Source organism: Bradyrhizobium sp. WSM2793, assembly GCF_000379585.1.
GTDB lineage: Bacteria > Pseudomonadota > Alphaproteobacteria > Rhizobiales > Xanthobacteraceae > Bradyrhizobium.
The window spans coordinates 17,038-43,746 of sequence record NZ_KB902792.1; the positions used below are offsets into that span (position 1 = coordinate 17,038).

The window sequence follows — 26,709 nt, forward strand, 5'->3', positions numbered from 1 at the left end:
CATCAAGTCGGCCCCTAAACTCATGATATGCGGCAGAATATTGTGGTTGAGGGTGGGTTCAATAGGGTGCAACCAGGGGAATAGTTCTTACTATGTTCTTGATATAGCTTTCCAGTCCCGGCGTTGTCGAGTCTCCGAAAGTCGCAGCAGGGATCCCACCGCCGCTGGCTTCAGCGGCTCTAGGCTCCCGAAGGTTCGACGGGTGTCGGCCAGCGATACTACTGCCTAGCTGTTGAAATCATTTTGCTTTCTCCACATACGTAGATTTCGGCGAAGCAATTAAAAGCATATATGCAAACATTATGCATATTTTGCTTTGCGCATCCCTCACCTCCCACGAATGACCAAATGCTCGATGAGTTGCGGACCATCTTCCTGTTCGAGGCCGACCACGTCCTGATGAGTTCCGGATGGCGAAGGCGGAGGCCTTCATCGGATTCCCGGCCCGAGACAAGGGCGAGTACGTCCACGAGTCGCCCTCGAAGCTGGACCTATTGTTGTTTGCGGACATCACGGCGTTCGCGTTTGAGCTTCTCGATCCGCAGCTCAAGATGCGCGATCAGCGCCTCGTTGTCCGACAGCTCCGCCCGCACACTGGCAGCCACCGCCTCGGCTCGCAGCCGCGCCTCACGCTCGGCCTGCAGCGCCGCCAGGGCACTCGCAAGGTCAGATGGAAGATCGTCCGGCTTCGATATCATGAATCCAGTGAATCAGATCAAGCCGCAGATTCAAACCACAAAACGCTATCCGACCCGCGTCGGCCGCTGGGTTTCTTGTGGGTTGCGCCAATCGATCCCGGACAACAGATAGCCCAACTGCGCCGGCGAGATCGTTACCGATTCACCGGCAACCGATGGCCAGATGAACCGGCCTCTCTCGAGCCTTTTGGTAAACAGGCATGCTCCCTGGCCATCGTGCCAGATCACCTTCACAAGATCGCTGCGGCGACCACGGAAGACGAACAGATGACCATTGAGCGGGTCTTTGTGCAGCACCTCCTGCACCTGGAGTGCCAACGACGGAAAGCCTCTGCGCATATCGGTGTAGCCTGTCGCGAGCCACACTCGCGCGCCTGTCGGAACCGGGATCATCGGCGCACCAGGGCATCGAGAACTCGACGTAGCGCGTCTCCATCAACCTCACCATCGACCCGGATGCGGTGTCCGCTACCAAGATCAATCTCGATGATGCCCTGGCTCTTCCGTCGACGCGCCGACGCCGTCGTCGATCGTGCCGCATCAATGCGTCGTCACCGTGTTGCCGTTCATCGAGCCGGCTCCTTATCGTAATAGACATTGCGCCGCCCGATTCTTCCAGCGTCGAAAGGCGCCGGAGCGATGACGACCTCGGCGAGACCAGTCGCGGTATCAGACGATCTCTTTCGAGCTTCTTGCCTCGTTTTTGCAAGGTGACCTTGCCCCTCGGGCTTAATCCAGTTTGAAGTTCGTTCTGGCCCAAGACGAGGACCAGAGCATGAAGCGCAGGCGGTTTACGGAAGAACAGATCATCGGGATTTTGAAGGAGCACGAAGCCGGGGTTCCGGTCGCCGATCTCTGCCGCAAGCATGGTGTCAGCGACGCCAGCATCTACAAATGGAAGGCCAGGTTCGGCGGAATGGACGTCTCGGAGGCCAAGCGACTGCGGTCGCTGGAGGACGAGAACACGAAGCTGAAGCGGCTTCTGGCAGACGCCATGTTGGACAATGCGGCGCTGAAGGATCTCCTGGGAAAGAAGTGGTGACGCCCGCGGGGAAGCGGAAAGCTGTCGCTCATCTGGTGGATGCCCATGGGATGAGCGAACGGCGGGCGTGTAAAGCCATCGGCTGCTGCCGCATGACCATGAGATACCGGACGACCCAGGCTGACGATGCGAGCCTTCGCCAGCGCATGAGGGCGATCGCCCAGGAGCGCCGCCGCTTCGGCTACCGGCGGCTGCATGTTCTGCTCAAGCGGGAGGGGTATCTGATCAACCACAAGAAGCTCTTCCCGCTGTATCGGGAAGAGAAGCTGACAGTGCGCCGCCGTGGTGGCCGAAAGCGGGCGATCGGGACCAGGGCGCCGATGCTGGTTCCGATGACGCCGAACGACCGGTGGTCGCTCGACTTTGTGTCGGATCAGCTGACCGAGGGCCGCCGCTTCCGCATCCTGACTGTCGTCGATGATTGTACCCGTGAGTGCCTGGCGCTGGTGGCCGACACCTCGCTCTCCGGCGTCCGCGTGGCGCGGGAACTGGACCGGCTGATGATCGAGCGCGGCAAGCCCAGGATGGTGGTCAGCGACAACGGCAGCGAACTCACCAGCAACGCCATCCTGGTGTGGGCCGACCAAAGCCGCGTCGAATGGCACTACATCGCGCCGGGCAAACCCATGCAGAACGCCTTCATCGAGAGCTTCAACGGCCGGCTGCGGGATGAGCTGTTGAACGAGACGTTGTTCACGTCACTGGCACAAGCCCGCGTCACACTTGGATGTTGGCGGGCCGATTACAACGACACACGACCACACTCGCAGCTCGGATGGAGAACCCCGTCCGAGTTCGCGATGACCTGCCACCCGCGCCGGGATCTGGCGCTGCGCTATGCCGAAGGCTCCGCGCCAGCCCCCGTCGCTCCCACCGCCCAACCGGGCAAATCCAACGGCACGGGCGAACTCAGGACTGGATAAAACTTGGGAGCAAGGTCAAAGGCATGAGCCGCTGGCACGCTATGGGCCTAGCAGCTTCAGAAGCTCCGCTAAGGTTACGAATTGAACCCCAAACTCAGTGGTGAGCCACGCCCTGTTTGTCGCATCGAAAATGGACTTGCCCGCGGCGCGCGCCAGATCGTTCGTACATAAAAGATCGTTCCGATAAGCGATATGGCTGGCAACCAGTTCTCCATCAGCCCATTCAGCGCATGCCTTTGCGAACACTTTTTCATTGTAGGACGCGCCAGGCTGCGCATTCCAACCGCCAGCAGCGTCAAACGCAGCCTTGCCGACGCCCCGGCCTTCAATGCGGGCCGCAGCGTCGATTTGACGTTGCTCACCTTCAGGATCGCTGGTCTGTACGAAAAGTGCAGGATCGAGGATGTCCACGGGAGAAGGCAGTCCCAACCAAGCCCCGCCACGCATAAGCCGGACGCCCGCGGCAAGTGCGCTTTTCAATTTGAAGGCTTGGACCTCGGGCAAGCCCGGGTGGACCTCGTTCTTCGGCCCGACCGACATGATCTGAACGTAGGGCTTGCCGTTCTTGATTACGGTAGAAAACGGAAACTGAACCTCCATCGCGGGTTCAGCAAAATAGGCGGCGCGCTCGCGTTTGCGGATTGCTTCAATTCGGAAGCCCGCGTCGCAAATGAACCCGGTTATTCTTCCGCTCGACAGCGCTGCCCGAACCGGCGCGCAATCGTGATCGAGCGGATCAAAAACCTTCTCCCAAGAATTGCTGTCGAACGTAATTTTCATTGTTCGGACCTGGCGAGAATATACGGGTTCTGCGCCTTTCAAATTTGTCAGCTCTTAGCCGTTTGGCGCAACTGCCGAGCTACCCCAACCAGCCTCGCGGCCATGAGGCGACAGAACGCGATTTTCCGTCTGAATTTTTGTGGCATTTTGTGCGAGTTTTGTGCCGTGGAAATCTTGTGAGCGATTGGGAACGTGAGCCGAAATTCCGCTAACTAATTGGGATTAAACGTTTTCGTTCGAACAGGTTGCGAATGATTTGTAAGGCATGAACAAGCCCGCCACAGGAGCCTAATCCTCTGATTTCATTTGGAAATCTTGGTTGCGGGGAGGCGCGATACTTATCCAGCCCTTCACGACGGACTTCTGAGGCCGGCCCTGACGCGTGCGCGTCAGATCGCGTCGTCAACAATCAAATGTGGCTTACCCTGCGAGCAGGATTCAACACGTGCCTTAATGCGGAAGGTTGCGGCGAGGTTTTCCGGCGTCAAAACGCCAGCCGCCGTGCCGAAATCATGCAATGTTCCAGCGGAGAGGATTGCGACCTTGTCGGCGAATTTCAGTGCGAGGTCGAGATGGTGCAGCGCGATCAGCACGAGCATTCCGTCGTCATGTGCAAGGCTGCGCACCCGCCGCATCGCTTCGAGCTGGCGGTGCATGTCCAACGCGCTGGTCGGCTCGTCCAAGAGCAGCACCTGCGGTTCGCGCACGAGACATTGGGCAAGCCCAACGAGCTGACGCTGACCACCGCTCAGCTCGGAAAGGATTTCATTGGCGAGATCGCCCATGTCGAGTGCTGCCAGCGCCTGGTCCACCGCCACCAGATCAGAGCTCTCCAGACGCCAGGCGCTGACCTGCTTGCGCGCAAGAAGAACGGATTCGAAAACGGTCAGCACGGCGCTTGCCGTTTGGTCCTGAGGCATGTAGGCGACGGCGCGATCTGCATCGCGCACGCCTTCCAACCGGCACTCGCCGGGCCCCGGAAGAATGGCTGCCAGGCGCCGGAACAGCGTCGACTTGCCCGCTGCGTTCGGTCCGATGACGGCGACCACCTCGCCGCCGTAACAGGGCGGAAGCGTCACATCGCGTAGTACCTGGCGCGATCCGAAGCGGGCGCCGAGGCGATGGGTGCTCAGCACTACCATATGTCTCTTCCGCTTTTCAGGATCAAATAGAGGAAGACCGGCAATCCGATCGCTGAGGTGACGATGCCGATCGGCAGGACGGCGCCGGGTACCACGATTTTAGTCAGGATGGAGCTCAACGACATGATCAGCGCGCCAGTCAGCGCGCTCGCGGGCAGCAGGAAGCGCTGGTCCTCGCCGACCATCATGCGGGCGATGTGCGGGCCTACGAGACCGATAAAACCGATCGTGCCGACAAACGCGACGGGGATCGCGGACAAAAGGGAAACAAGGATCAGGGTTTCGAGTCGCAGGCGCCGCACGGGAATGCCGAAGCTCGCCGCGCGCGCCTCGCCAAGACGCAAGGCCGTCAGCTGCCAGCGGCGGCGCAGAAACACCGGCAAGGTGAGACCCACGACGAGTGCGGTGATGGCAAACTTGGGCCATGTCGCCTTGGTGAGGCTGCCCATGGTCCAGAAAACGATGGCCGCGACGGCCTGCTCGGCGGCGAAATATTGGGTGATAGCGAGCGCCGTATTGAAACTGAAAACCAGCGCTATACCCAAAAGCACGATCATCTGGATCGAGGCGCCGCGTCGAAGGCTGGCCAAATGAATCAGGAAAGCGGTTGCCATGGCCACGACGAAAGCATTGGCCGCGACGATGTAGTCGCCTGCCATCGGAAGCAGCGCGACACCAAAGGCCAGCGCCAGGGCCGCACCGAAGCTTGCACCGGCGGAAATGCCCAGCGTGAACGGGCTCGCCAGCGGATTGTTCAGGATGGTTTGCATCTGAGCGCCGCCAATGGCAAGCGCCGCGCCGACCACGACGCCCATAAGCGCCGATGGCATGCGGATCGACCAGACAATGACCCGCATCTGCGCATCCGCCTCTGCTGGCAAGATGAGCGTGCGCACAACGTCTCCAAGCCCGTAGCTGGCCGGTCCGGTCGAGAGGTCGCCGACCAATGAGATGCAAACCGCGACCACCAGCACAAGGAGAACGATCCACCGCCTGACGCTGAGCGCTTGGTAAGCGTGGCGTCCGGCTAAGGTCAGTGTTTCGGTATGGAGATCTATCATCGCTCGCTGTCGGAAAGGCTGACGCTATAGCCGGGCCGGTAGTCTATCGGCAGGAATCGACGATGGTACTCGGCAAAGCTTGCGTTGGGATCCAGATCGGCGAACAGGTGGGGGTGGAACCACTTCGCCAATTGCTGAACGGCAACAAATTCATATGGGCTATTGTAGAATTGGTGCCAAATGCCGTGAAAGTTCCGCGTCTTCTTTGCCGCAATACCGGTATAGGCATCGCGTGTAGTGAACCATTCGAGCTTCTTCCGCGTCACCTGAGGATCCGCCCCTGGTCCGAGCGGAATCCAGCGGCCACCGGCCGCATAGGCTTGCCAGTCGGCGCTGGTAACCACCACATGCTCGGGGTTGGCGACGATGACCTGTTCGGGGCTGATCTGCCCGAAGGTCGAAGGAATGATATCGCTGCCGATATTATGGCCGCCAGCCAGTTCGACATATTTGCCAAAATTTTCCGCGCCGAAAGACAGGCAGCAATCCTGCGTGTAGCCACCGATCCGCTCGACGAACACATTGGGGCGTTTCGGGTGTTTGGCGGCAAGGACGTTGGCAACCGCAGCCATGGCTTCTCGGCGAAATGCAATGATTTCCTCCGCACGCGCTTCGCGCCCCATGATCCTGCCCAGCAGCCGAATGGTCGGCTCGGTGTTTTCCAGGGGACGGTGGCGAAAATCGACATAAACAATCGGTATGTTCAGCGCCGCGAGCTTCTCGATGTAGTTGGCGTCCTTGTTGACCTGCATGGCTTCAAGATTGAGCAGCACCACATCAGGCTTCTGAATGATCGCGGATTCGATGTCGATCAGGCTGTCCTCCTGGCCCTTAAAGGCAGGGAGCTTCGCCAACTGGGGAAACACTTCGAGATACTGCGCGTAAGTGGCCGGGTCGGCCGCGATCAGATCGGTGCGCCAGGCAACCACATGGGCCAGAGGATCTTTGGGCTCCAGCGACGCGATCAGATAGAGCTGCCGGCCTTCGCCCAGAAGCATGCGCTTGACGGGCGCGTTAAGCGTCACCTGGCGGCCCGCGATATCAGTGACGGTAAGCGGCGCTTGTGTCTGTGTCAGCCTGGGTTCGCCGGCAAATGCTGCTGTTGGAAGCAAAGCGATCAGGGCAAAAGCCGTCACCGCGGCATGCAGCAGCGATCGGTGTTCCGTCATGGTCGGCTTCCTTTTTGAGTGGGGTGCGCAGTTTTGAGCCAAATGCCGAGAGCCGACAAAAATGATAAGGCGTAAAGCGTGGCGACGAGCGGGAAAGCGGCCTCGAGACCAAAGAGCTGGGTGACCGCGACACCGGCAATGATGCCGCTCGCGGAAGCGACCTGCTGGCAAGCTTGCGCAAGGCCCAGCACGGAACCTTGCCGATCATGAGCCACGGCCATCGAAATAAGCGCAAGTAGGACCGGCGTCGTTCCACCAAGAAGCATGCCCCAGATAAAGTACAGGAACGCAAATACGGCAACGGAGCCCGTACTGCCCGCCAGATGCGTCACCGAAACGCACGCGGCCGAAATTAGCACGTTGCCGCCCAGTACATAGGACGGCGTGCGATTGTCGAAGAGCCGCGCCCATAGCGGCGCGGCCACGACAAAGCCGCACGCGAGCAGCCCGTAAGTGAAGCCGGCGACCCAATGCCGGGCGCCAAATACCTGGGTGATGTACAGTGAGAAAGGAACCTGCAGGACCATGCGGCTGGCAAGCAGCATCCCCATCAAGACAAGAAGAGCTGCGATCGGAGCACCTGTCGATGCCCCGGGCTTTCGGGTACCCGCGTTTCCTGGATTGGCGGCAACAGCTCCCGGCGTCGGTACCGGCAGGCTCAACCAGGCAACGACAGCGCACAGCGCACAAATTGCCCCGGCGGTCAGATTTATTGCGGCAAAGGGGAAGCTATCGAGAATGAGCCCGCCCAAGAAGGCGCCGCCCAGCGAGCCCACATTGGTGGCGACCTGAAGCCAGGCGAAGAGGCTTGCGCGATCCTTCCCGCCGGTCATCTGCACGCCATAGGCCTGCGCTGGCGCGATATAGCCGGCGCAGGCGCCCTGCAAGAAACGCAGCGACATGATGGTCCAGACATCCTGTGCAATGGCAACAAGGAGCTGCGTGACCGCCAGACCGCCGAGCGCCCGAACCATCATCAGCCGATTGCCGTAGCGATCGCCCATTCGCCCCCAAAAGGCGCTGGTCAGCGACATGCCAATCATTGGGCCGACATAGACGCCAACGCCTGCGAGTCCAAAGACGGAGTCGGAAGGGCTCAGCACCTTGATTTGGATCGGCCAGAATGGACCACTCATTTCCATAGCCCCCATGGAAATGAATTGCAGCCCGAACAGCAGAGCAAAAACAGGTCCGAAGCCACGAACCGCGGCAGAAGCAGTCGTCATTCCGCTCCCGCCAGTGGATTTGGAAGTTCATGCTCAAGGCGATAGTCGCGATAACGCTCCAGATGCATCCGCAGCACCGAGCGGGTCGGCCATGGCTTCTGAAGAAAGGCTTCGCGTTCTTCCAGCCAGAACGCGTCCGACAACATGCGCGGCCTTAGCGCGTCGAAAACTGCTTCGACCTCTTCCCGCAGGATGCGCCAAAGGCTGGTGCTCGACAGCGCATAATGTTCGTCGAGGCACAGTGCCACCTCATGAAGGTGGCAGACGAAGCAGGCATCGATGACGAATGAGCGCACGAGACTGATATCGTCATCAAATGTGGTGGGTAAGATCCCCGCGCGACTGAAGGGCTTTAGGTGGTGCCCGCGTTCCTTAAAGAGAGGCGCAAAACTGCGGCCGTCACCGAAATCACGGATCAGCAGTTTTCGCGGGCGGCCCGTGTCATCGAACAGGATCGTGCTGTTTTGCTGATGCGCCTCAAAGGCGATACCGTAGAGCAGATACATGGCAAGCGTTGGCCCGATCACGGTCCCTGCATAGGCACGGAAGAACGCCGATACGGCTGCTTCGCTTTCATCGCCGTTTCTCGCGATCAATTCGCAAATGAGCGGGCGGCCATCGATCGGACTTGCCGTCAACAGTGCCGCGACGGTGACCGGCAACAGTCCATCATTTCGCGCTAGAGCGTTGGAGTTGCGGTAGACAACCGAAAGAAAGCGGCCGGGATGCTCGTCGCCGGTCACGGGATGGTGCAGGATTGCGCCCAGCTCTTCGGTGAAGACCTCCAACTTGTCGTGAAGATCCCTCTCTTTTGACAGAATATCGGAAATCAGGGTGCTGAGACGCGGTCCCATGTGAATCGACTTGGCCTGCAGCGTGCGCTGTTCGCTGGTCATCCAAATCGCGACCGGCAGCTTGATAAAGGACCTCGGTTCCCGTGTGTCCGGCAGCATCGTGCGGAACGACATTGACGGCAGCGTTACGACCTCCGGACCGTCCGGGTCGAAGACTCCGGAAGCTATCTCGGACGCAAATTCGCGGTGCAGGAAATTGTCAAGGTGCCAAATATGGACAGGCAGAGGCAGCCAGTCCTCAGGAGACTTTCCACGCTTGTTCAATCCTTCGGCCCAGTCGCGCGAGAGCCCGGGGAAGTTTTGTGCGAACCATTCCGGATAGCTGCCAACATGCGGCATCTTCTCCACGTAGGACCATTCCTTACGCAGCGCTGCGATTCGAACGCGCACGCGAGCACCGAACTCCGGCGACAAAGCAGTGACGTCCTCGGGCGACAGGTCGGGTTTGGCCTTCCATGTCGGATAGAAGGGGTGACCTTCCAGCGCGCCCCACTGATCGAGAGTCATGGCCGCAAGATGCGGTGGCAAGGTCTTTTGCAGATATGCGAGGAATCCCTGCGCACCTGCTTCGGTCACCTCGCCTCGCAGCTCGGCGCTCCATTGCTCCCGATGACGGCGCGCCAGGACGTCGTTGCGCACGCTGTCCTCGACATCGCGTATGAGATCCTGGATGCCGTCCGATGCAGGCGAGATCGCCAAGGCGGGCGCGACCTGCCCGATGAAGTCGGAGGGATCATCGATCCGGCGCCGAGCGCCGGTCTCGTCCAGGACTTCGACAGAACCACGAATTTGCAATGTTCCGGCAGGTGCACGACGCAGGTCGGTGAAATGCAGGACCCGGCGTGACTGCCAAAGGGGGAGCCATGCCTGGTTGGCGTCACGCGCCCACAATAATGCACCAGGGTCAAGAAGACGCTCGGCGAACAGGCAGCGTACCAACCGCTTGAGCGCATTGCGCGATGCGCCGAACCGAAGCTGCGCCTGAGCGTCGGCATTTGGGCAGGAAGACATCCTCTCGTCCATCACGCTTCCTCCGGCCAGTTGATGGGCAAACAGGCCGGCGCGCTTTCGGTGAACCCGCCGTGATAGTTGAGCGCCCAGTTGTAGGTTTTCGTAATCGCGGGAGTTGCCACTTCAAGCCGCGCGGCCAGTTCCACGAGCAGTGCCTGCCCGAAGGCGATGTCTTCGTGGAAAGCGCGGCTTGCGCGATCGATGACAAGGCCGGGCCCGTCCGGATTGGGAACAAGTGGGGCATGAATGCCAGCGTAAGCACGGTTGGTTCGCAACAGAGTATACATGGTCCGGTCGTCCTCGATCTGGCTGCCATAAGCCTCGATCAATTCCTGTCGGAGCGGCTTCACCGAACTCAGATCAATGCCCAGGCGTGACTCGACGGCATGGCGGATTGCCTGGTTTTCTGCATCGCAGTCCTCCAGCAATTCGGCGCCGGCGCGCGGGCAATCGCTCCACCAGCAAAAGGGACGGTCAAAAGGCTTGTCTTCCCAGGGGGCGCCAGGACCGATTAAGGCATAGAGCACGGCGGGATGCATCAGCGCGTTGCCCGGCGTCAGCGTGATTTCCAGATAGTCCTGCAGCACGGCGACCGGGGCTTCATAAAGGCTATTCAGCATCGCCTGAAGCTTGGCACGGCTCGCTGCGGTCTCGCGGCGATGAAGCGCCGCAAAGAGCTGAGCCTTTGCCCCGCCCATGCGCACCCGCTCGCCCGGAACAAGGTCGAAGGCCGTATGGGGCACGTCCTTCATGCCCCAGATCACCACATTGTCTGTGGCGGAAAGGGTTTTGGCTGCGAGCCAGTCGAAGCCGCAAAAGCCAGGAATGGCGCCGACATAGACGCGCCTGTCGCGCGGGAGATGCCGTGCGAAGTCACCCAGAAGCGCAGGCCGCGCGTGGGCTGGCTGCGTCACGATCACCAGGTCCGTGTCTTTGAGTGCCTCGCCCGGATCGGTCCCGACATAGTCAGGCCGCCCGCTCAAGACTTGGCCGTCCGGCATCTCGGCGCACCAAACACCATCTCCGCTCGTCCATCGATTGGCGACGGCTGCCGCTCCGGTCAGCACCGACACAGTGAGACCTGGACGCTGCTTGAAGAGCACGGCATTCAAATGCCCCGTGCGCCCCGCACCGCAGATCGTCACCTTCATGCTGCGCGCGCCCTTCCGGATAGCCAACCGTCGAGCTGTGCGCCGATTGTCGGATCCAACAAATTGCGCTTGGCCATCCACTCATCGTCGAACACCGAACTCAGATATTTCTCGCCACCGTCAGCAACGGGCGTGACCACGGTGCCGGACAGCTTGCCGGCTGTAATGAATTCGAGCGCCTTGTAGATGGTGCCTCCGGTCGAGCCCCCGACTAGAATCCCATGGCGCCGGGCGATAAAACGTGCTGTTTCGAAGGCTTGGGTGTCGGTGACCTGGACCCCTTCATCGATGCATCCATAGTCGAGCACCTTGCCGATTTCATCGCCAGCGGGCGTCCCCGTTCCCGACTGGTAGTAGGGATGGCCGGGTTTGCCGAAGATGATCGAGCCGGCCGGCTCCACGGCGATCGTCCGGACAGCAGGATTAACCCGCTTCAGACGCTGGGCTATACCGGTCATGGAACCGCCAGTGCCGACACAACCGACAAAGGCGTCGATGCCGTCTGGAAGCTGCGCCAGGAGTTCGTCGACAAAACCCGCATAGCCTTCCGGGTTTGCTGGATTGTCGGATTGGTTCATGAACAACGCATCAGGAAGCTGGGCACCAAGTTGGGCAGCCAGCCGTTGGCGCTCCACCACCGCAACCTCGTCCTCCTGAAAATTGCCCTCGACATAGCGAATTTCCGCGCCTAGCGCGCGCATCGTGCGGATCTTGTCCGGCGCGGCGTGATGATCGACAACGGCGATGAAACGTAGGCCCAATTCCAAAGCAACTAATGCCAATCCGATTCCGGTGTTTCCGGACGACGATTCGACGATGGTGCCGCCTGGCGGAAGCCGCCCATCCTCAAGCGCGGCAAGCACCATGCTGCGCGCCATTCGGTCCTTCATGGAGCCACCCGGATTGTTCTTCTCAAGCTTCAGCACTAGCGTGGCATCGCTGTTCGGTACGGCAATCGGCATCACCGGCGTTTGGCCGATCAACTGGCTTACGGTCGTGCAGAGCATTGTGCCTCTCCTATCGTGTCGGGAACGAGCGTGAGCTGCCTTTTTGCGTCCTGAACCACGCAAAGGCGGCTCGGCATGGGGTGGCGATGGAATTCGTTTTCAAGGAGGTCCATCTGGTAACCGCCGGTGTTGGCGTAAACCAAAAGGTCTCCGGCTCGCGGAGGAATCGGAAAGGTGAGCCATCGATTGCAAAGGACGTCCTCGTCCAAGCAGCTATGACCTGCCAGATAGCCTCGGACGGGTTCTGCGGCGACCAGGTGCGGTGTGGCCGGCACCAGGATGGGATCGACCAGGAATTCGGAGCCGAACCAAGTTTCGCAAGCGCTGAAACTACTGCCTTCGACGAAAACGACATGGGCATCAGCGCTAACGGCTTTCACGCGCAATACCCGGAAAACGGAAATCGCGACTTGATCGGCCAGTGCTCGCCCGGGCTCCATCCCCAGCATCAGATCCTCATCGACAAGGTAGTTCGTGAGACTGCGGCCATCGGCCATCGGCGCACGCAGCAGACTGCGTAGCCATTCGGCCGCGGAAAGCTCTCCCCCGTAGGGATAGAAGGAGGTCGGCACCTTCCCGGTGCGGTAGTCCTCGGGCATCTGCGCCCCGAGATGCGCCTGATAGGCGCCCTGATCGACATATTGGATCGGCAGGCCGCCGCCGATGTCGATCATGCGCGGCGCAAGACCTTGCGCGCGGGATTCGCTGATCAAGCCGGCGACTTCTCCAATCGCTTGCGCACGAGATTCCCAACTATAGCCACTCAGGTGAAAGTGCAGCCCGTCAAAGCGCAACCGGCTTTCGCCAGCAATGCGCGACAGGCATTGCCGGATAGCCAGCGCCGGCATGCCGAAACGACTGCGCGCCTGGCTCGTAGGTCGCAAACGCAGCAGCACCCGCTGAGCCGGGCCGTCTGCAGGAAGCAAGCGGATCAGATCCTCGAGTTCTTCCGGTGAATCGACCGATATCAAAGCGTTGCAGCTGATAAGCTCGTTGTGGAATGCTGCCGTCTTCGCTGGGCCTGTCGCCACAAGTTGTGCGCCATCGGCACCGAGCCGTCTGGCATCTCGCAACTCATAAAGGCTCGAGACGTCAATGCCGGCCCTTGCGCGCAGAGCTGCGGCCAACAGCCCGGGCGATTTGTTGACTTTCACTCCGTAATAGAGCGCGTGTTCGACACCGCTCTCTCGCAACACGGATTTGAGTGCGGCGAGATTCACCTGCAGCTCATCGGGCCAGATCAGATTGAGCGGTGACCCATGTCGGGCAACCCAATCGATCAGCAGCGGGCCGTTGCCAGCCAAGAGCTCCGCCGTGCTCGGCCGCAGAATTGGCGAGAGGCCCGCGCGGGGCTTGTGGCAGAAGGTCATGACCTCGCCCTTTCGGCATGGGCTACGGCGCGTTCTGACGGAGCAAGGAGGCGCAAGGTCTGCAATGGCAGGCTGCAATTGGGCAGGCCTTGATCAAAAATATGTCGCGTCGTCTTGCAGGGAAATTTTCGGCCACTGCGCGCCATCGCGAAGATGCATGAGGGCGTGATCGTCAGGCCCGGGCGCCAGCTCTCCACCCGCACCGCGCTGTAGTCCAAGAGAATCACTGGTACTAGCGGCAGCTGCAGGCGGTGCGCGACTGCCAGCCGGTGATGACCGTCCATCACGAACAGGGCGTCCTTCTCCGCTGTTATCGGAACAGTCCAGCAGTCCGTACAGAGGATCTGCGCCTGCAGCTCCGCTACCTTGTCGGGATCGACCTCCTCCGTCGGGATCAAGCATGTTGGCGAAAGGAGACAAACTTGCATATCGAGCAGCCTGATTTGTCAGCAGGAACAGTTCACGAAGCGCCGTCATGAGGGCGCATCGATAAGCGTCTCACCAACCGTAAGAGCAGCGATTACATGTCTACAGTCATCGATAGCAGGTACGTGCGCGGTGCTCCCAGGAAGAACGTTCCGAATGAAGCTACGCTGGACCAGTAATTCTCACCGGTCACATTCTGAACGTTGGCACGGAAAACCGTTTTCCTGCCGTTGATCGCCGTCGTGTAGCGGGCACCGAGATCGAGTCGCGTCCAATCCGGGATCGGCTGCTTGTTCGCCGCATCGACGAACTGCCTGCCCGTGTAGATGACAGCCCCATTCAAAGTGAGCCCTCTCATCCACGGAAGATCCCATTCGGCGCCTATATTGGCCTGTACGTTCGGAACGCCGATTGGCGTGTTGCCCACGTTTGCCGCGACGGCGGACTTTGTCAGGGTGCCGTCCAGCAGCGAAACGCCTCCGAGGACACGAACATCGGGCATGAGTTCACCGTACACATTGAGCTCGAGCCCACGGACTTGCTGTTCGGCAGTCGCCCCGAAGCGCCCGGCGGACAGCTCGCCGCTCGCTTTCGATATCTCGAAGGCGCTGAAGGTGGTTGCGAACCGGCCGAAGTCTACCTTGATGCCGGCCTCGTACTGCTTGGCGATGTAAGGCGGGAGTACTTCGCCGAAATTGGAAGCGGCTTGAGGAGCGATGTCGCCCCGGCTTAGACCTTCGATGTAGTTCGCGTACAGCGAGACATTGTCCCTGGGCCGGATGACGAGGCCGACCACGGGGGTGGTCGCGCTCTTGTCGTAGGACGACGTCAGCGTTCCGACGTTGGAGAGATAGTTGTTCGCCTCGATGCCCTGGCGCCGGACACCCAAAGTCAACAGGACACGTTCATCGAGCACAGACAAGGTGTCAGCAATCGAGAGCCCCGTGAGTTCACTGTCCGAGAGCCGAGGGCGCCCGGGGATCTCGTTTGCGAACTGCATTGGCGCCACGGTCGGACTATAGATGTTCGAGGTGACGAGACTGCCATTGGTGAGCCGCCGGTACAGTGCGTCATGATAGACCGAGGCCTGGAAGGTGACGGCATGGTGAACGAATCCGGTATCGAAACGGGCCCGGACGCCGCCATCATAGGTGTACCGATCAATGCTGAGTCCGAAGAATTGCGGCGTCGAGGTGGTGTCGCCGCTCGTGTTGGTGATCGTCGGAAGACCGAAGAAGCGCTCGACATTGGTGTGCGATCCGCCGACATCGGCGAACACCGTAACCTGATCGGTTACATCGTATTCGTTGCGCCACAGGACAGACTGGTCGTTGATGCGCGACCATTCCCAGGGTTGCGTCACATTCAGTCTTCCGTCCGGCGCCTTTGGCACTGGCAGGCCCGCACGCATGAGGAATGGACGTGACGGAGCGTCGAACCGATCGGCCTGGGCGATGAGGTAGAGCCAAGACCTGAACCGTTCGCCCTGATAGTCGAGGGCCAGCGCTCCGACGCCTGTCGTCTCAGACTGGCGGTCGATGGGTGTGTCTCCGCCGCGCACGCTGCCGCTAGCCCGCACGCCCCATTCCTTGCCGTCGCCATAGCGCCTAGCGACGTCCCAGTGACCTCCAAACCGTGCGGCCGAACCGTAGCTCGCGGTAACACGGGTCAAGTCCTCTCCCGCACGCTTAGGCACGACATTGATGACGCCGCCGACGCCGCCATTGGGTGCGATGCCCGAGAGCGCGGCTGACGGCCCCTTGAGCACTTCGATGCGCTCGACGTAATCCGTGAAGATGCGGTAGCTCGGCGCGATGCCGTAAAGGCCCTCGAAGGCGAACTCACCATTGTTGCCTTCGTTGATCGGGAAGCCGCGAATATTGAAGGAATCGACCACGCCGCCCGTTGGATGGGAACTGCGCACGGAAGGATCCAGGATCAAGGCATCGGCACCGGTCGCTGCCTGCTGATCCCGAATGAACTTGTCCGTGTAGCTCGCCACATTGAACGGTGATTTCATTGTGCTCGTGTTGCCGAGCATTCCCAGCCGCGCGCCTTGAGCGACCTGGCCGCCTGCAAAGGCGGGCACGACACCCGGCTGCGATGGTTGAGGCTGTACCGCGACCGTTTCCATTTGCGAGGCGCCAGGCGACGTGGCGCGCCGTGATGTGGATCGGACCGGGCCGGCAGTGCGTTTGCTCGGTGTGCGGCGGACCGACTGTTGCGCCGGGGCATCGACGGTAACAGGTGGAAGGGCGTTGGTGCCTTGCGATGTTTGGGATTGAGCGGGCGATTCGAACCATGCCAGCAACGCCACTCCACTTAGCAGCGCCGCACCACGGCGAGCTACCGACCCAATCTCAGTTGCGCGTTGCATTCTCAGAAGGCCCCTCATCAACAGCACGTCGCCCAACGTGAAATGGCTCCACGCTCGGCCCGCAATCACCGTGGATCGAAGTTCGGCTCTCCGCGTTCGAGCGCGGCCGACATGAAACAACTCACCCGCAAACCCGCGCTGTTGTTGCCTGCGCCTTATCATCAACGTCCGATTGCCAGCGATCTGCATCGCCTCTTTAGAGAGACGATATCGTGACTGCAACGCAAATGCGTGCGGCGCGACTTAGAATGTCTCGATCATCGATCGACTCGAACAGTGACACCGTGTTTGGAAAAATTCCAAAGGTAGTTTGGAGGATTCTAAATCAGTGCTGTTGAAGCTTTGGCAGGAAAGGAGAGGACTGTCAGCGTCCCTTATTGGTACTAATCGGACGAAAGCCCATGGGCCGCCGAAGTCACCATTCCCAAGTGTGCAGTATCACGGCAGCTAGACGAAGATGGCGTAGAACATCTAATAGAAGTCGACCAGCGAGCGTTGCCATCTGCTTGTTGCGGCAAATCGAGGATCGTAGTGGCCCATCCACCTGAGATAGCAGGGGCGATTTCGCTCATGAACGGCAGTCCAATTAGTGCGAAGGGAAAGAATAGTGACTGGTCGGCTGAGCTCACCGCCGCCGCGTTTTCCGCGTGCATGGTCCATTGCTCCCAGGCGCTCTCGTCTGCACCGTCCCTCCCGGGCTTGAGGCGGGACAGGGGAAACACGCCAGCGCGATCACGGGCTGCGGCGCCGCTGATTACGCTGTCGCAAAGCGCGCGCGTCACTTGCTGAAATACCGGCGGCTCGACGAGACGGCCCGATAGGCGTCGGGCGCGGCAACGACAGCCATCGCGAGCTCGACGAGCGGCCCGATCCGACCCGACCGGGCAAGCGCAATCAATCCGAGCTCTGGCAGCCGGCCCGCGGCTGCCTGCCACAGGAGATCGCCAACAACATCGAACTGCGCACTGACGCGCCGCGGCTCGTTCAAAACGCCTCCTACCTTTTCCTTGCCGGCCATTGGACCAAACGTTCGGTATCGGACACCCCAGCGCAAGCGGGACAGATCGTCTTCAGATACCACAAAGATTTGATTGCCATTTGACTTGAGGTCACCACCATAAGCTCCGCCCGATCCATAAAGGCGTCAGGTCTTGTCCGCCCGCTTCCCTCCGAGGACACATCCGCCCTTGCACCCGAGACGGACGACGAGGGCATTCGGCCGCTTGACATTCCGGCGTTCCTTCCTCTTCCAGCTCCGCGGAGTGCAGATCATGTGGTTTCTCGGCGCCGGGGCGTCCCGGGCTGCCGGGATCAAGTCCGCCGGCGACATGATCTGCGACTCAAGCAGCGGCTCTATCGCTCGCAAAGGAACCTATCGCCCTCGGCGATCCACCGACATCGGGGAACCCGCCGTCCAGCGCAGGCTGCAGGCACATTTCGATGCCAGCGGCGGCTTTCCGGCCGCGGGGTCGGAGTCTGAATATTCCTCCTATTTCGAGGCGACCTATCACTCGCCGAGAGACCGGCGCGCCTATCTCGATGAGCTTATCGCGCGCGGAAACCTTCCCTTTTTGTCCCGGATTCCGCCTATTTGGATGTTCGGAAACCGGGTTCGTAGCGAGCTCAGCCCGTTCGTCGAGTATCTCAAAGAAAGCTCCGAATCGCTTTCCACCGGGCGGCCCAAACTGCCGCTGACCACCTGCATGAAGATCATGATCAGCGGCGCCGGCAATGCCGGCGCCGATCATGGCCGCGATGATCGCAGTCTCGATGTCGACGCCGACGATCATCATGCGGCTGCTGGTGCTGGTGCTGGTGCTGGTCTATTCGCCAGCCCCCAAAAACTAGGTCCCCTTTAGCAGGCGTTCGCAGTCCTGGGCTCGTTTGGTTAAAGCCGTTGCCAATCGCTCGATAACGGCGTTCTCCAACCCCTCCTTTTGCGCGCGCGCGCGGATGTCGTTCACGAGGTTGGGGATATGCCCGGCCATGGAGATCAAGGTCCCAATGACCACATCCGCGTCAGCCCGCATTTCGCGCGCGAACTTCTGCCATTGGCGCAGCCCAATTTGATCGAGCTTGTATTCGCCTCCGACCTTCATGGCGAGTTTGACCTTCCGCTGGTCGACGTGATCGTAAGGAAGAATGCTGGCTATGTCGTAGAGTGGTGCGAGGCGTACGTGCGGGCCGCTAGCCAGAAGCAAGGAATAGTTCTTTGCGTGAGCGTCGGAGCCTCCAATGAGCCAGTTGAAGCCCAAAGCGCTGACGAACGTCTCAAGGTCAGCCTCGCGGTCTGTCGAGTAGGTGCGTAGGAGCTCGATCACATCGGCGGGCGTTGGTCCGCCCTCGTTCTGGTATTTCTTGGTCGGGAGGATGCCCATGGCTTGGCAGATGTCCTCCTGATGCACGCGGATGATGTCGTTCCCACGGACTTGCCGATCGTAGCGTTCAACCACGATCGCGATTTCCTTTTCGAACCACATCACGTTGGTTTCAGCGGCCGGCAGCCCGAGTTCGCGCGCGAGTTGCAGGCAAATATGCTCATTCTCGGCGTGACCATCGAAGTGGCCTGTCGGCGGTTTCAGGATATGGGTGGTCGGAATGCGTCCGGACGGAATGCCCCATCGTTTGTTCTTCAGGACAAAAGCCGTTTTCGGCTGGGCGCCTGCAAGACTGAATTGGCCCGTGTCGCGGGGCAGACGCCAGGCAGCATGGTCCTCGCGCAACGCATGAAGCCGGTTTGCTAGTTCGGGCTCGTCCAGCCATTCGATCTTGTCGTCTTTGCCTGTCTTTAGATCTTCCAGCCGATCCGGCGTTACAAACTGGACGGCTCCGGCGCAATCCTCGCCGACATTGGAAATGAGAGCAAAGACGTTGCGAGCTGAGACCTGGAACTTCTTTGCCCAACGATCGAGTACGCGCTCATTGTCCGGCAGAAGCCCCCAAAGAAAGGCCTGCACGGCGGCAGGGCCGTGTTCCTGTGCGGCAAGGGGCATGGACAGCGAGAGAGGGTAAGCTCCCGCTGATCCCCGCCAGTCGTCGTTATAGACGAAGGTCAGCCGGCTGCGGGCATCGCTGCGCACCCGGCCAACTTCATTGCCGTCCAGGAGCGCGACAAGTTCACTCGTCATGCTTTGCCCTTCTTCGCTTTGGTGACGATGGCGTTGATATCAACCGCGGAGGTTGACCCGCGGCTGGTGGGCATTCCACTGTTTGCGTCCACAGGGATGCCGAGGACGTCGAGAGCGCGGAGGACAAGCGCCAGCTCTGCGCGCGGATGTCCGTGCTCGACCTCGATCACCCATTGACGGCTGACGCCGATGCGCTTGGCCAGTGTCGACTGGTCGAGCTTGAGGCGTTTGCGTTTGTCGCGAATGACGGCGCCGAGCTCGGCAGGTGTACGTATGAGCATGGGGCAATCCAAATGTCAGCGTTCGCTTACGTTAGCGTATGTCACCGTTCGCTGACAACCGAAAAAGTCGTCCTTCGGCGACATTTCGAGATGTCATCGATCGACGACATAGCAAGGTCAGGAAGTATCAACCTTTTCAACACCTTAGACCAGATAAAACCTGGCATTAAACCAAGCAATAGCCGCTCCGCTGCGGCCAGTTCCTCGCTGTCATCATGACGCGGAAACAGGCAACCGTAGATGTCCAGGGTCACCGCGATGCTCGAATGACCAAGGCGCTCCTGAACCACCTTCGGCGGCAATTCGAGGCGGCCATCGACCTTGCGGTTGATACACCAGCTCGCGAAGAAGTGCCGCAGTGAGTGCAGCCCGGAATATTAGGGTTTATTCGAAGCTGCGGGGATCGATGTGCGGGCCTGCCTACAAAGCACAGCTTCGTTGATGGGCTGACAGCATTGATTAGCTCCGCCATTTCGGGATCTCTTGCAAAGCTCAGTTCAACAGCATCGAGCAAAATCCGGCCTCAAATCGAAGTGCTTGCGGTAACGAGGGGCACTTGCGTGCCGGATCAGAATTGCGGGCCTGCCAAATAAATTAAGGGTGAATGTAGAGTATGTACTGTCCTCGCCTGAGCCCGGCATAGCCGTCAAGACCAGAGTTGGACGAACCAAAGACACTCGGATGCGTGCATCAGGCGATCTTCAAGAATCGCGGCGCATTCGCGCCACTTCCCGCTTACGCCAGTCGGCTCGCGCGCAAGCTGTTGGCGATCGGGCGTCGGCGATGTAAGATGCGCAAGCGAACTCGCATTTTCTCGCGCGGGTCGGCTCCGTGCACGACCATGATCGCCGCGTTGCGAGCTCGGTACCATCAGGGCATCTACAAAAAACTAGCCTCTACTCACAGCGTTGAGGCCGCTGCCACGATTTCGCCTCTGGGCGATCGGCTAATTCATCAGTGTCATGCAGCGATTCGCGTGAGGCATGGGATGCCCGACTTGACGCTCTGGAACAAGCTGTCTCGCAAGGAGCAGAGAATTGTCATTAAGCTGTACGGCGGAGGTTCCACGCATGGCGACAGCCTGACCGAGACGGTCAACCTCACGCGGCTGGGTCTCGTCACTGAGAACGGTTTAACCTCGGCCGGCCTTGAGGCCTTCGTCGCTGCTTTCAAAGCGCAACGTGACGCGCGTCAGCGGGAGTTGGGCGCTACCAGAACGGCAAGCCGGCTGCGAGACGCTATGTTCGGTTAGGTGGGTCGGGTGCGCTGGTGCGCCGGACCCGATGCCAAGCTAAAAGTGCTTGGCGGCTAGCAAGCCCAGCAGCACGGTGCCTGACACGGCTGCTTCAGGCCAGACTAATCGGCGCAGAATAGCATGGTGCTGCATCAAAGCCGCGTCAAAGCAGACGAGAGCCAAATTTGAACGCCGATTGACACGAAGTCGGCCAGTACAATCAGAAGATTTAAGGGCGCTGGCGAGCTTTCCACCAAGACGCGGCTCCATGATCTCGACGGGTAGTGTCCCCTGTCAGCCTGCCGCACGCGCCCTCAAACAGAACTTGAAGCGGATCGGGCTGTGAAGTCAGATCGAATAGCGCGCGGTATTCGACGAGTCGAATGGCTCCAACCAGCGGACGTCGGCAAGTGGTACGTCAACACAGATGGAATCGATCGCATTGCGCCGTCCTGTTCGGACTCGTTGCTAAAGCTTTCGAGATGTTGTTGCAGGTCCTCCGACTTCTGCTGAGCGTGCCCCGCGGGCGACTAGACCGTTTAAAAGAGTAGCCGACAGGAGGGGCAGTGATAGCGACAGCGGCATGGCCACATGACAGCGGACTCTCGCGCGAGTGCAGCGTGAGCAAAGTGCACGGCCAGATCGCCAAAGGCGCCGGATTTTCCGAGCCTGCAAACTGGGTAAAGAACAAGCACCCTTAAAGGGCCACCGGCGGGCGACGGTGACAGTTGAGGCCCTGGCTCGATCTCACGCAATCTAGGGCTACTGTTCAAACGCCGTTTTCGACCACGAATTGCGCCGGCTTGCCGTGACTGCCCTCAACCAAGCCCCTCCCCACCAACAGCTCGCGGGTATCGCGCACCAGCGCAGGGCTGCCGCAAATCATGACGCGGTCATGCTGCGGCTCGACTTCCGGCAGTTCGAGATCCGAAAACAACTTGCCTGACGCGATCAGGTCGGTGATCCGGCCGCGGTTGCGGAAAGGATCGCGGGTAACGGTCGGATAGTAGATCAGCTGGTAGCGCACGAAATCCCCGAGCAGCTCGTCGCTCGGTAGCTTCTCGGTGATCATTTCGCCATAGGCAAGCTCGGCAACGCGGCGGCAGCCGTGCAGCAGCACGACATTTCCGAATCGCAGATAGGTTTCAGGATCCTTGATCACGCTCAGAAACGGAGCAAGACCAGTGCCGGTGCCAATCAGATAGAGATTGCGCCCATCCTCGAGATTGTCGATGACCAGCGTCCCGGTCGCCTTGCGGCTCACGGTGATCTTGTCACCTTCCTTCAAATGCTGCAGACGCGAGGTTAAGGGATCGTTCGGCTCCCTGGTCGAGAAGAATTCCAGCCGGTCCTCTTAATGGGCGCTGGCGAGGCCGTAGGCACGCAGCAGCGGCTTTTCGTCGACCTTGAGCCCTATCATAGTGAATTCGCCGCTGCGGAAGCGGAACGATGGATTCCGCGTGGTGGTGAAGCTGAAGAGATTGTCGGTCCAGTGATGAACGCTCAGCACGCTTTCCTGGCTGAAGTTGCTCATCTCACCGCTCCCGCGAAGGTTAGAGTGTGATCCGGGCACCTGTTTTCCGGAAACATCATGGTGAAGGCGCCAAACGCAACGAGCGCGTTCGCTTTAACCGAACGCAAAAGCAAGCAGGCTCGAGCAGAGCACCACCAGACCGACCGCAGTCAGTGTCAGGAAGCTGTCGGAGACAAGGTCACGATTGCGCATGAAACACCCACGATTGCTCCTAGGAGCGAGGGCAGCAGTCCCGCCTTGGCTTGACGAGAAAATAGCCGGCCACCGCCTCAAGCGCCTTCTGCCTCAGCGCTCGTACTTAGGTCTCGGGAATGGGACACCGGTTAGAGGGATGCGGAGATCGTCGCGCCCACATCACCTCTATGGCCTTGGCGACATTAGACCTGCCCTTGCGTTCGCATCGTGCGTGTTTGGGGCTGAACCCGCAGCATTGCTTCGTTCTATCGGATATGACGCGGGAAGGCGGCGCGATGTCGGGCGGTCACGATCGGCACGAGTTGCGTCATCCTACCGACGTTATCGATAGAGAAAGTCGTCGGCGCAGGCGGCCGTAACTTACGATGCGTTCGGCATCTCATTTTCGTCGAGAACTATCGATCTCATACCGCCCCACCGCAGGTTAGCGCACAAGCTGCCATCATGGTCGCTGAGCTGAATTCGGCGATCGATTAAAGGCATAGATCAGTACGCAACGTACAGAACTATGCCCCGCGTTTACGGTGACAGAGGACAAGGGGTCGACCCCAGCTGTCGGCCCTGCCTTAGCTACCGAAATAATGAGTTCGGCCACCCCATCCCGCGCCGAACGTGGCGAACTTCAAGAATTTATCTTTTCTCAAATGTTTGCCGCGACCTTTCAGTACTGGCGGCAACGTTAGAGCCAGTCCTGCGGGGTCGCAGATGAGGACATATCTGAGCTCGTATCTCTCAAAGCTATTCGCGGGGGATCTGGCGGCTTTCGGCGGCCCGGCGACTGATGAAGCAGTCGCAGGGCACATTCGCGCGGAGCAGATCTCCCTCGTGCTTGGTTATTCCCTGGGCATAATGCTAGCCAACGTCTGCAATGCGACGGTGCTTGCAATTGCCTTCTGGCACTCGCCCAACAGAAACTATGCGTTGATCTGGGCAGCTGCCGTGGTTTGCGGCGCCTTATCGATAGGCTTGAAGGCGCGTTTATCCCGACGGATTACGAAGCCCCAGTTCGTTTCCCGACAGGCCATGCATCGGCTGGTGCGAAATGCGCTCGTTCTTGGAACAGCCTTCCGGTAGCTTTCTTCGCCGACGCCTCGAATGGCGGCCAACTCGTGATCACATGTCTTTGCTCCGGGATGCTCGCGGGCGGAGCATTCGCCTTCGCTACGATTCCGGTGGCGGCCGTTGCATTCACGGCTCCGATTTTCGTGGGTACGGCAATCTGCCTCGGCAGAAACGGCGATTTCGTCTATCTGCTCGTCGCTATCCTCGTTGTGGCCTATGGCTTCGTGCTTCTGCGCGGCGTTTTCGCCCATTCTTTCGAATTCACGAAACGCACCATTGCTCAATTGGAAGCCGAACGAAGAGTCCGGCGGGATTCCCTGACCCGGTTGCCGAACCGTTTCGCCTTCAACGAAAGCCTCGAAGCTGCCCTCAACCGGTTGGCTCGATCGGGCGAGGGATTCGCGGTTTTTCTCCTTGATCTCGATCGCTTTAAGGAGGTGAACGACAAATTCGGCCACCCCGCAGGAGATGAGTTTCTCATTCAGGCCGCGGCGAGACTGCAGCGATGCGCGCGTGAGATCGATAATGTCGCGCGGATCGGCGGGGACGAATTTGCGCTGATTATGTCCAATCTGGCCAAAGTAGAAGACGCGTTGGAAATCGCCGAGCGCTTCGTCGGCGCTTTCGGCGAGCCATTCCTGATCGAAAGATGCGAGGTCGCGGGCACGACGAGCGTCGGAATCGTGTTGGCCCCGCGCGACGGCGATACGCCTCATGAGCTCCTGAAAAATGCCGACCTTGCGCTCTATCGCGCAAAAAAAGCGGGACCCGGAACGGTTCGCATCTTTGAAGTCAGCGACGACAAATCAGCGCGCGATCGAAGGGCGCTGCAAAGGGATCTGGAGGAGGCGATCGGGAGAGACGAGCTTTTTCTCGTCTACCAACCGTTCTTTGATATTCGCGAAAACCGAGTAACCGGCTTTGAGGCCTTGCTGCGCTGGCAACACCCTGTCCGGGGAGTCATTTCGCCGGCTGAGTTCATTCCAATTGCCGAGGAAACCGGCTTGATCCACCCGATCGGTGAGTGGGTAGTCCGACGCGCCTGTTCAACGCTGTCGAACTGGCCCTCTGATCTCAGGGTCGCCGTGAACTTCTCTGCAGCTCAATTCCATAACACCAGCATCCTGCAAACAATCGTGCAGGCCCTGACGCAGGCCAGAGTCGCCCCTAGCCGGCTTGAAATCGAAATAACGGAGTCGATGCTGATCTCAAAGTACGGGCCGGCGTCATCGATCCTGAGTTCACTCCTGCAACTGGGGGTGACGGTGGCGCTCGACGATTTCGGAACGGGATTTTCGTCGCTGACCTATTTGCTAAAATTGCCTTACACCCGCATCAAAATCGATCAATCCTTTATACGCGACATGCTGACACGGCCGGATAGCGCTGCGATCGTAAAATCAATAATCACGCTAGCGCAGGATCTGCACATTGGCGTGGTCGCGGAAGGCGTCGAGACCACCGAGCAGCTCGAGTGTTTGCGCCAAACCAGCTGTGATGAAGTTCAAGGATATCTCATCGGTCGGGCGGTATCAGCCGACCGCATCTTCGCCCTGCTCGACCAAAATAAGCAATGGTCGACGCCTGCCGCTTGAAACGCCTTGGCCAAACCGACAGACCATCATGCAGCGCGACGCCGCGTGCGGCGCTGGCATCGCTAGCTGAATAATCCCAGGACAGGAATGTGACCAACTTGCGATAGCACCCTACTGCACCAAGTTCGTCACACCGTCTTGTTGTTAAGCGTCAAGGGTAAGGCCGATATCGATCAACTAGGTCGAAGGTCTATCGGTAGGTACGTCGGGCGCGCGAAGGCGCCGTTCCGCAGGGCATTCCGCAAATAACGAACCACTTCCACGATGATAATTGGCGCGTCATTTTGCGTACGAATAGCCGTATCAACGTCTTCGACCAGCAGCCTCAACCGCTGGCGTTCCGTGACTTCTCAACCTCGTCGAGTAGACTAAGCCGCACGTGGACTCGCTGCCCGAACCGTAGCGCACCGAGATCGCTGTGCCCCCCTGAAAGCTCCTGGAGGACGAGATCGGGACAGGCAATCTCATCGCAGTGGGGATCAGACCATGATTATGAAGATGATAGGAACTCTACCATCTTAGAAACCTATCTCGACCTTAGCTTCCGCTGTTCCACGTCGATCCAGCGACCACAGCCGAAGCGACATCCATACACTGACGACAGCTGGCTGAACTCTCCGGCGAGACCCAACATGCTCTGCGGAAATGAACGGAGCCCGCTCAACGAGGACCTAACATTTAGAAGCGCGATGCGTGCGACTGTCAAAATGGCCATCTAAACCAGAGGCCAGAAGGGCCGGCGGCGTCCTACTGGCTGACCTTCAGGTTTGGCAAATAAGCCCTACCGCGACAATCGTTTTGTGCTCTATAAGCGCCTACCGCGACTGTTCGCCGAGCTCGCCTGGCGCGCGACGACAGTCGCCATCAACGCCTATTGTACGATCTCGACCGCATCGAGCTTCTGCTCCTCGATCACCGCCGTCTTGAGCCGATCGACGCTGGCGTCCCTTGCGCTGCAGTTCGGGTCCATTAATGGTTTTCCGTTCACGCACAGCTGACAGCACAACGCCGCAGCGAGCCGACTGCTTCAAATGAGATTCTAGATCTGGATCGTTGACATCAATTGCCCACCACGTTCCGTCCAAGCATATCAAGGGTGAAGAGACGAGAATTTTACCTCCCTTGCCAGAACGCACGTCGTTAAGCTCAACTTTCACGATTTCCGCTCCGACCCAATTCAGATTTCAGTGTCGGCAACGTATCCCGAATGGCTCCAGATTTAGTTCGAAGAAAATGAACACTTTTAGTCATTTCCTCGGCAATTGACGGGAGCACGGGGCCAGGCAAGGGGTGTTTGGCTCGGCTGTTCGGCAATGGGACGCCGCCATGTTTCGCGAAAATTAACCAAGAATTGTTTCTGTTACCCATAACACTTCCTTAAGACTTAAAGCTAAGCGAGACCAACTTTTGCTAGTGGGTCGCGAGCAATAGTCGCGCGGCAAA

At 59.5% G+C, this 26,709-nt stretch carries 18 protein-coding genes and 5 pseudogenes; 5 read left to right on the forward strand and 18 right to left on the reverse strand.

Translation table 11 applies throughout. The features are described from left to right. Positions 1 to 494 precede the first annotated feature (494 nt). Positions 495 to 698 (reverse strand): annotated as a pseudogene (locus A3AS_RS0125170) (IS66 family transposase); the annotation flags it as partial. Positions 699 to 743: 45 nt separating this feature from the next. Further along, positions 744 to 1,091 carry an IS66 family insertion sequence element accessory protein TnpB gene (tnpB, locus tag A3AS_RS0125175; protein ID WP_018320325.1) on the reverse strand — a complete coding sequence of 116 codons (348 nt, stop codon included), beginning with the start codon at positions 1,089 to 1,091 and terminating at the stop codon, positions 744 to 746. A 382-nt stretch (positions 1,092 to 1,473) separates the two neighbouring features. Here tnpB and A3AS_RS49210 point away from each other — a divergent pair. Together A3AS_RS49210 and A3AS_RS0125185 are read left to right on the forward strand one after the other, a co-directional pair. Continuing rightward, positions 1,474 to 1,626: pseudogene (locus A3AS_RS49210) on the forward strand (transposase); the annotation flags it as partial. Beyond that, a complete protein-coding gene (locus A3AS_RS0125185; RefSeq protein ID WP_245283276.1) occupies positions 1,593 to 2,663 on the forward strand; it encodes an IS3 family transposase in 1,071 nt (356 codons plus the stop codon). The pseudogene A3AS_RS49210 and the gene A3AS_RS0125185, both read left to right, overlap by 34 nt. 39 nt (positions 2,664 to 2,702) lie before the next feature. Here A3AS_RS0125185 and A3AS_RS43795 read toward each other — a convergent pair whose 3' ends face one another. The 12 genes from A3AS_RS43795 to A3AS_RS0125245 all read right to left on the reverse strand — a co-directional run bounded on the left by A3AS_RS43795 (position 2,703) and on the right by A3AS_RS0125245 (position 17,255). Next, positions 2,703 to 3,443 (reverse strand): hypothetical protein, encoded by a 741-nt coding sequence (locus A3AS_RS43795; protein ID WP_018320328.1) that lies wholly within the window; start codon positions 3,441 to 3,443, stop codon positions 2,703 to 2,705. Positions 3,444 to 3,832: 389 nt separating this feature from the next. Further along, positions 3,833 to 4,585, reverse strand: coding sequence for an ABC transporter ATP-binding protein (locus A3AS_RS0125195; protein ID WP_026202335.1), 753 nt, complete (start codon positions 4,583 to 4,585; stop codon positions 3,833 to 3,835). Next, positions 4,579 to 5,646 (reverse strand): iron ABC transporter permease, encoded by a 1,068-nt coding sequence (locus A3AS_RS0125200; protein WP_049814978.1) that lies wholly within the window; start codon positions 5,644 to 5,646, stop codon positions 4,579 to 4,581. Before A3AS_RS0125200 ends, A3AS_RS0125195 begins: the two co-directional genes overlap by 7 nt. Further along, positions 5,643 to 6,815: an ABC transporter substrate-binding protein gene (locus tag A3AS_RS0125205; protein ID WP_018320331.1), complete on the reverse strand. Its 1,173-nt coding sequence runs from the start codon at positions 6,813 to 6,815 to the stop codon at positions 5,643 to 5,645. Before A3AS_RS0125205 ends, A3AS_RS0125200 begins: the two co-directional genes overlap by 4 nt. Next, positions 6,812 to 8,041 carry an MFS transporter gene (locus A3AS_RS0125210; RefSeq protein ID WP_018320332.1) on the reverse strand — a complete coding sequence of 410 codons (1,230 nt, stop codon included), beginning with the start codon at positions 8,039 to 8,041 and terminating at the stop codon, positions 6,812 to 6,814. The genes A3AS_RS0125205 and A3AS_RS0125210 overlap by 4 nt, the downstream gene beginning before the upstream one ends. After that, a complete protein-coding gene (locus A3AS_RS0125215; RefSeq protein ID WP_026202337.1) occupies positions 8,038 to 9,918 on the reverse strand; it encodes an IucA/IucC family siderophore biosynthesis protein in 1,881 nt (626 codons plus the stop codon). Before A3AS_RS0125215 ends, A3AS_RS0125210 begins: the two co-directional genes overlap by 4 nt. Then, positions 9,918 to 11,057 carry an NAD/NADP octopine/nopaline dehydrogenase family protein gene (locus A3AS_RS0125220; protein ID WP_026202338.1) on the reverse strand — a complete coding sequence of 380 codons (1,140 nt, stop codon included), beginning with the start codon at positions 11,055 to 11,057 and terminating at the stop codon, positions 9,918 to 9,920. The genes A3AS_RS0125215 and A3AS_RS0125220 overlap by 1 nt, the downstream gene beginning before the upstream one ends. Beyond that, entirely contained in the window at positions 11,054 to 12,064 is a 1,011-nt protein-coding gene (locus A3AS_RS0125225; protein ID WP_018320335.1) for a PLP-dependent cysteine synthase family protein, read from the reverse strand. The genes A3AS_RS0125220 and A3AS_RS0125225 overlap by 4 nt, the downstream gene beginning before the upstream one ends. Continuing rightward, positions 12,046 to 13,434 (reverse strand): Y4yA family PLP-dependent enzyme, encoded by a 1,389-nt coding sequence (locus A3AS_RS0125230; protein ID WP_018320336.1) that lies wholly within the window; start codon positions 13,432 to 13,434, stop codon positions 12,046 to 12,048. Before A3AS_RS0125230 ends, A3AS_RS0125225 begins: the two co-directional genes overlap by 19 nt. Continuing rightward, positions 13,431 to 13,862: a ParB N-terminal domain-containing protein gene (locus tag A3AS_RS0125235; RefSeq protein ID WP_026202339.1), complete on the reverse strand. Its 432-nt coding sequence runs from the start codon at positions 13,860 to 13,862 to the stop codon at positions 13,431 to 13,433. The genes A3AS_RS0125230 and A3AS_RS0125235 overlap by 4 nt, the downstream gene beginning before the upstream one ends. Positions 13,863 to 13,954: 92 nt before the next feature. Then, positions 13,955 to 15,994, reverse strand: a complete 2,040-nt coding sequence (locus A3AS_RS0125240; RefSeq protein WP_084674905.1) for a TonB-dependent siderophore receptor — start codon at positions 15,992 to 15,994, stop codon at positions 13,955 to 13,957. Between the two features lie 1,021 nt (positions 15,995 to 17,015). Then, entirely contained in the window at positions 17,016 to 17,255 is a 240-nt protein-coding gene (locus A3AS_RS0125245) for a hypothetical protein (protein ID WP_018320339.1), read from the reverse strand. A gap of 253 nt (positions 17,256 to 17,508) precedes the next feature. Here A3AS_RS0125245 and A3AS_RS0125250 point away from each other — a divergent pair, with 253 nt between their 5' ends. Next, positions 17,509 to 18,096 carry a hypothetical protein gene (locus A3AS_RS0125250; protein WP_157644379.1) on the forward strand — a complete coding sequence of 196 codons (588 nt, stop codon included), beginning with the start codon at positions 17,509 to 17,511 and terminating at the stop codon, positions 18,094 to 18,096. Here A3AS_RS0125250 and A3AS_RS0125255 read toward each other — a convergent pair. From A3AS_RS0125255 to A3AS_RS48495, 3 genes and pseudogenes are all read right to left on the reverse strand, one after another. Then, entirely contained in the window at positions 18,082 to 19,365 is a 1,284-nt protein-coding gene (locus A3AS_RS0125255) for a type II toxin-antitoxin system HipA family toxin (RefSeq protein ID WP_018320341.1), read from the reverse strand. The two genes, A3AS_RS0125250 and A3AS_RS0125255, sit on opposite strands and share 15 nt — an antisense overlap. Continuing rightward, positions 19,362 to 19,646 (reverse strand): helix-turn-helix domain-containing protein, encoded by a 285-nt coding sequence (locus A3AS_RS0125260; protein WP_018320342.1) that lies wholly within the window; start codon positions 19,644 to 19,646, stop codon positions 19,362 to 19,364. Before A3AS_RS0125260 ends, A3AS_RS0125255 begins: the two co-directional genes overlap by 4 nt. Positions 19,647 to 19,819: 173 nt before the next feature. After that, positions 19,820 to 20,023 (reverse strand): annotated as a pseudogene (locus A3AS_RS48495) (site-specific integrase); the annotation flags it as partial. 611 nt (positions 20,024 to 20,634) lie between these two features. Here A3AS_RS48495 and A3AS_RS47560 point away from each other — a divergent pair. Further along, positions 20,635 to 20,898 carry a hypothetical protein gene (locus A3AS_RS47560; protein WP_157644380.1) on the forward strand — a complete coding sequence of 88 codons (264 nt, stop codon included), beginning with the start codon at positions 20,635 to 20,637 and terminating at the stop codon, positions 20,896 to 20,898. Between the two features lie 751 nt (positions 20,899 to 21,649). Here A3AS_RS47560 and A3AS_RS0125275 read toward each other — a convergent pair. Then, a pseudogene (locus A3AS_RS0125275) lies at positions 21,650 to 22,414 on the reverse strand (ferredoxin--NADP reductase). 900 nt (positions 22,415 to 23,314) lie between these two features. Here A3AS_RS0125275 and A3AS_RS0125285 point away from each other — a divergent pair. Beyond that, positions 23,315 to 25,266, forward strand: a pseudogene (locus A3AS_RS0125285) (putative bifunctional diguanylate cyclase/phosphodiesterase). Positions 25,267 to 26,709: the final 1,443 nt, after the last annotated feature.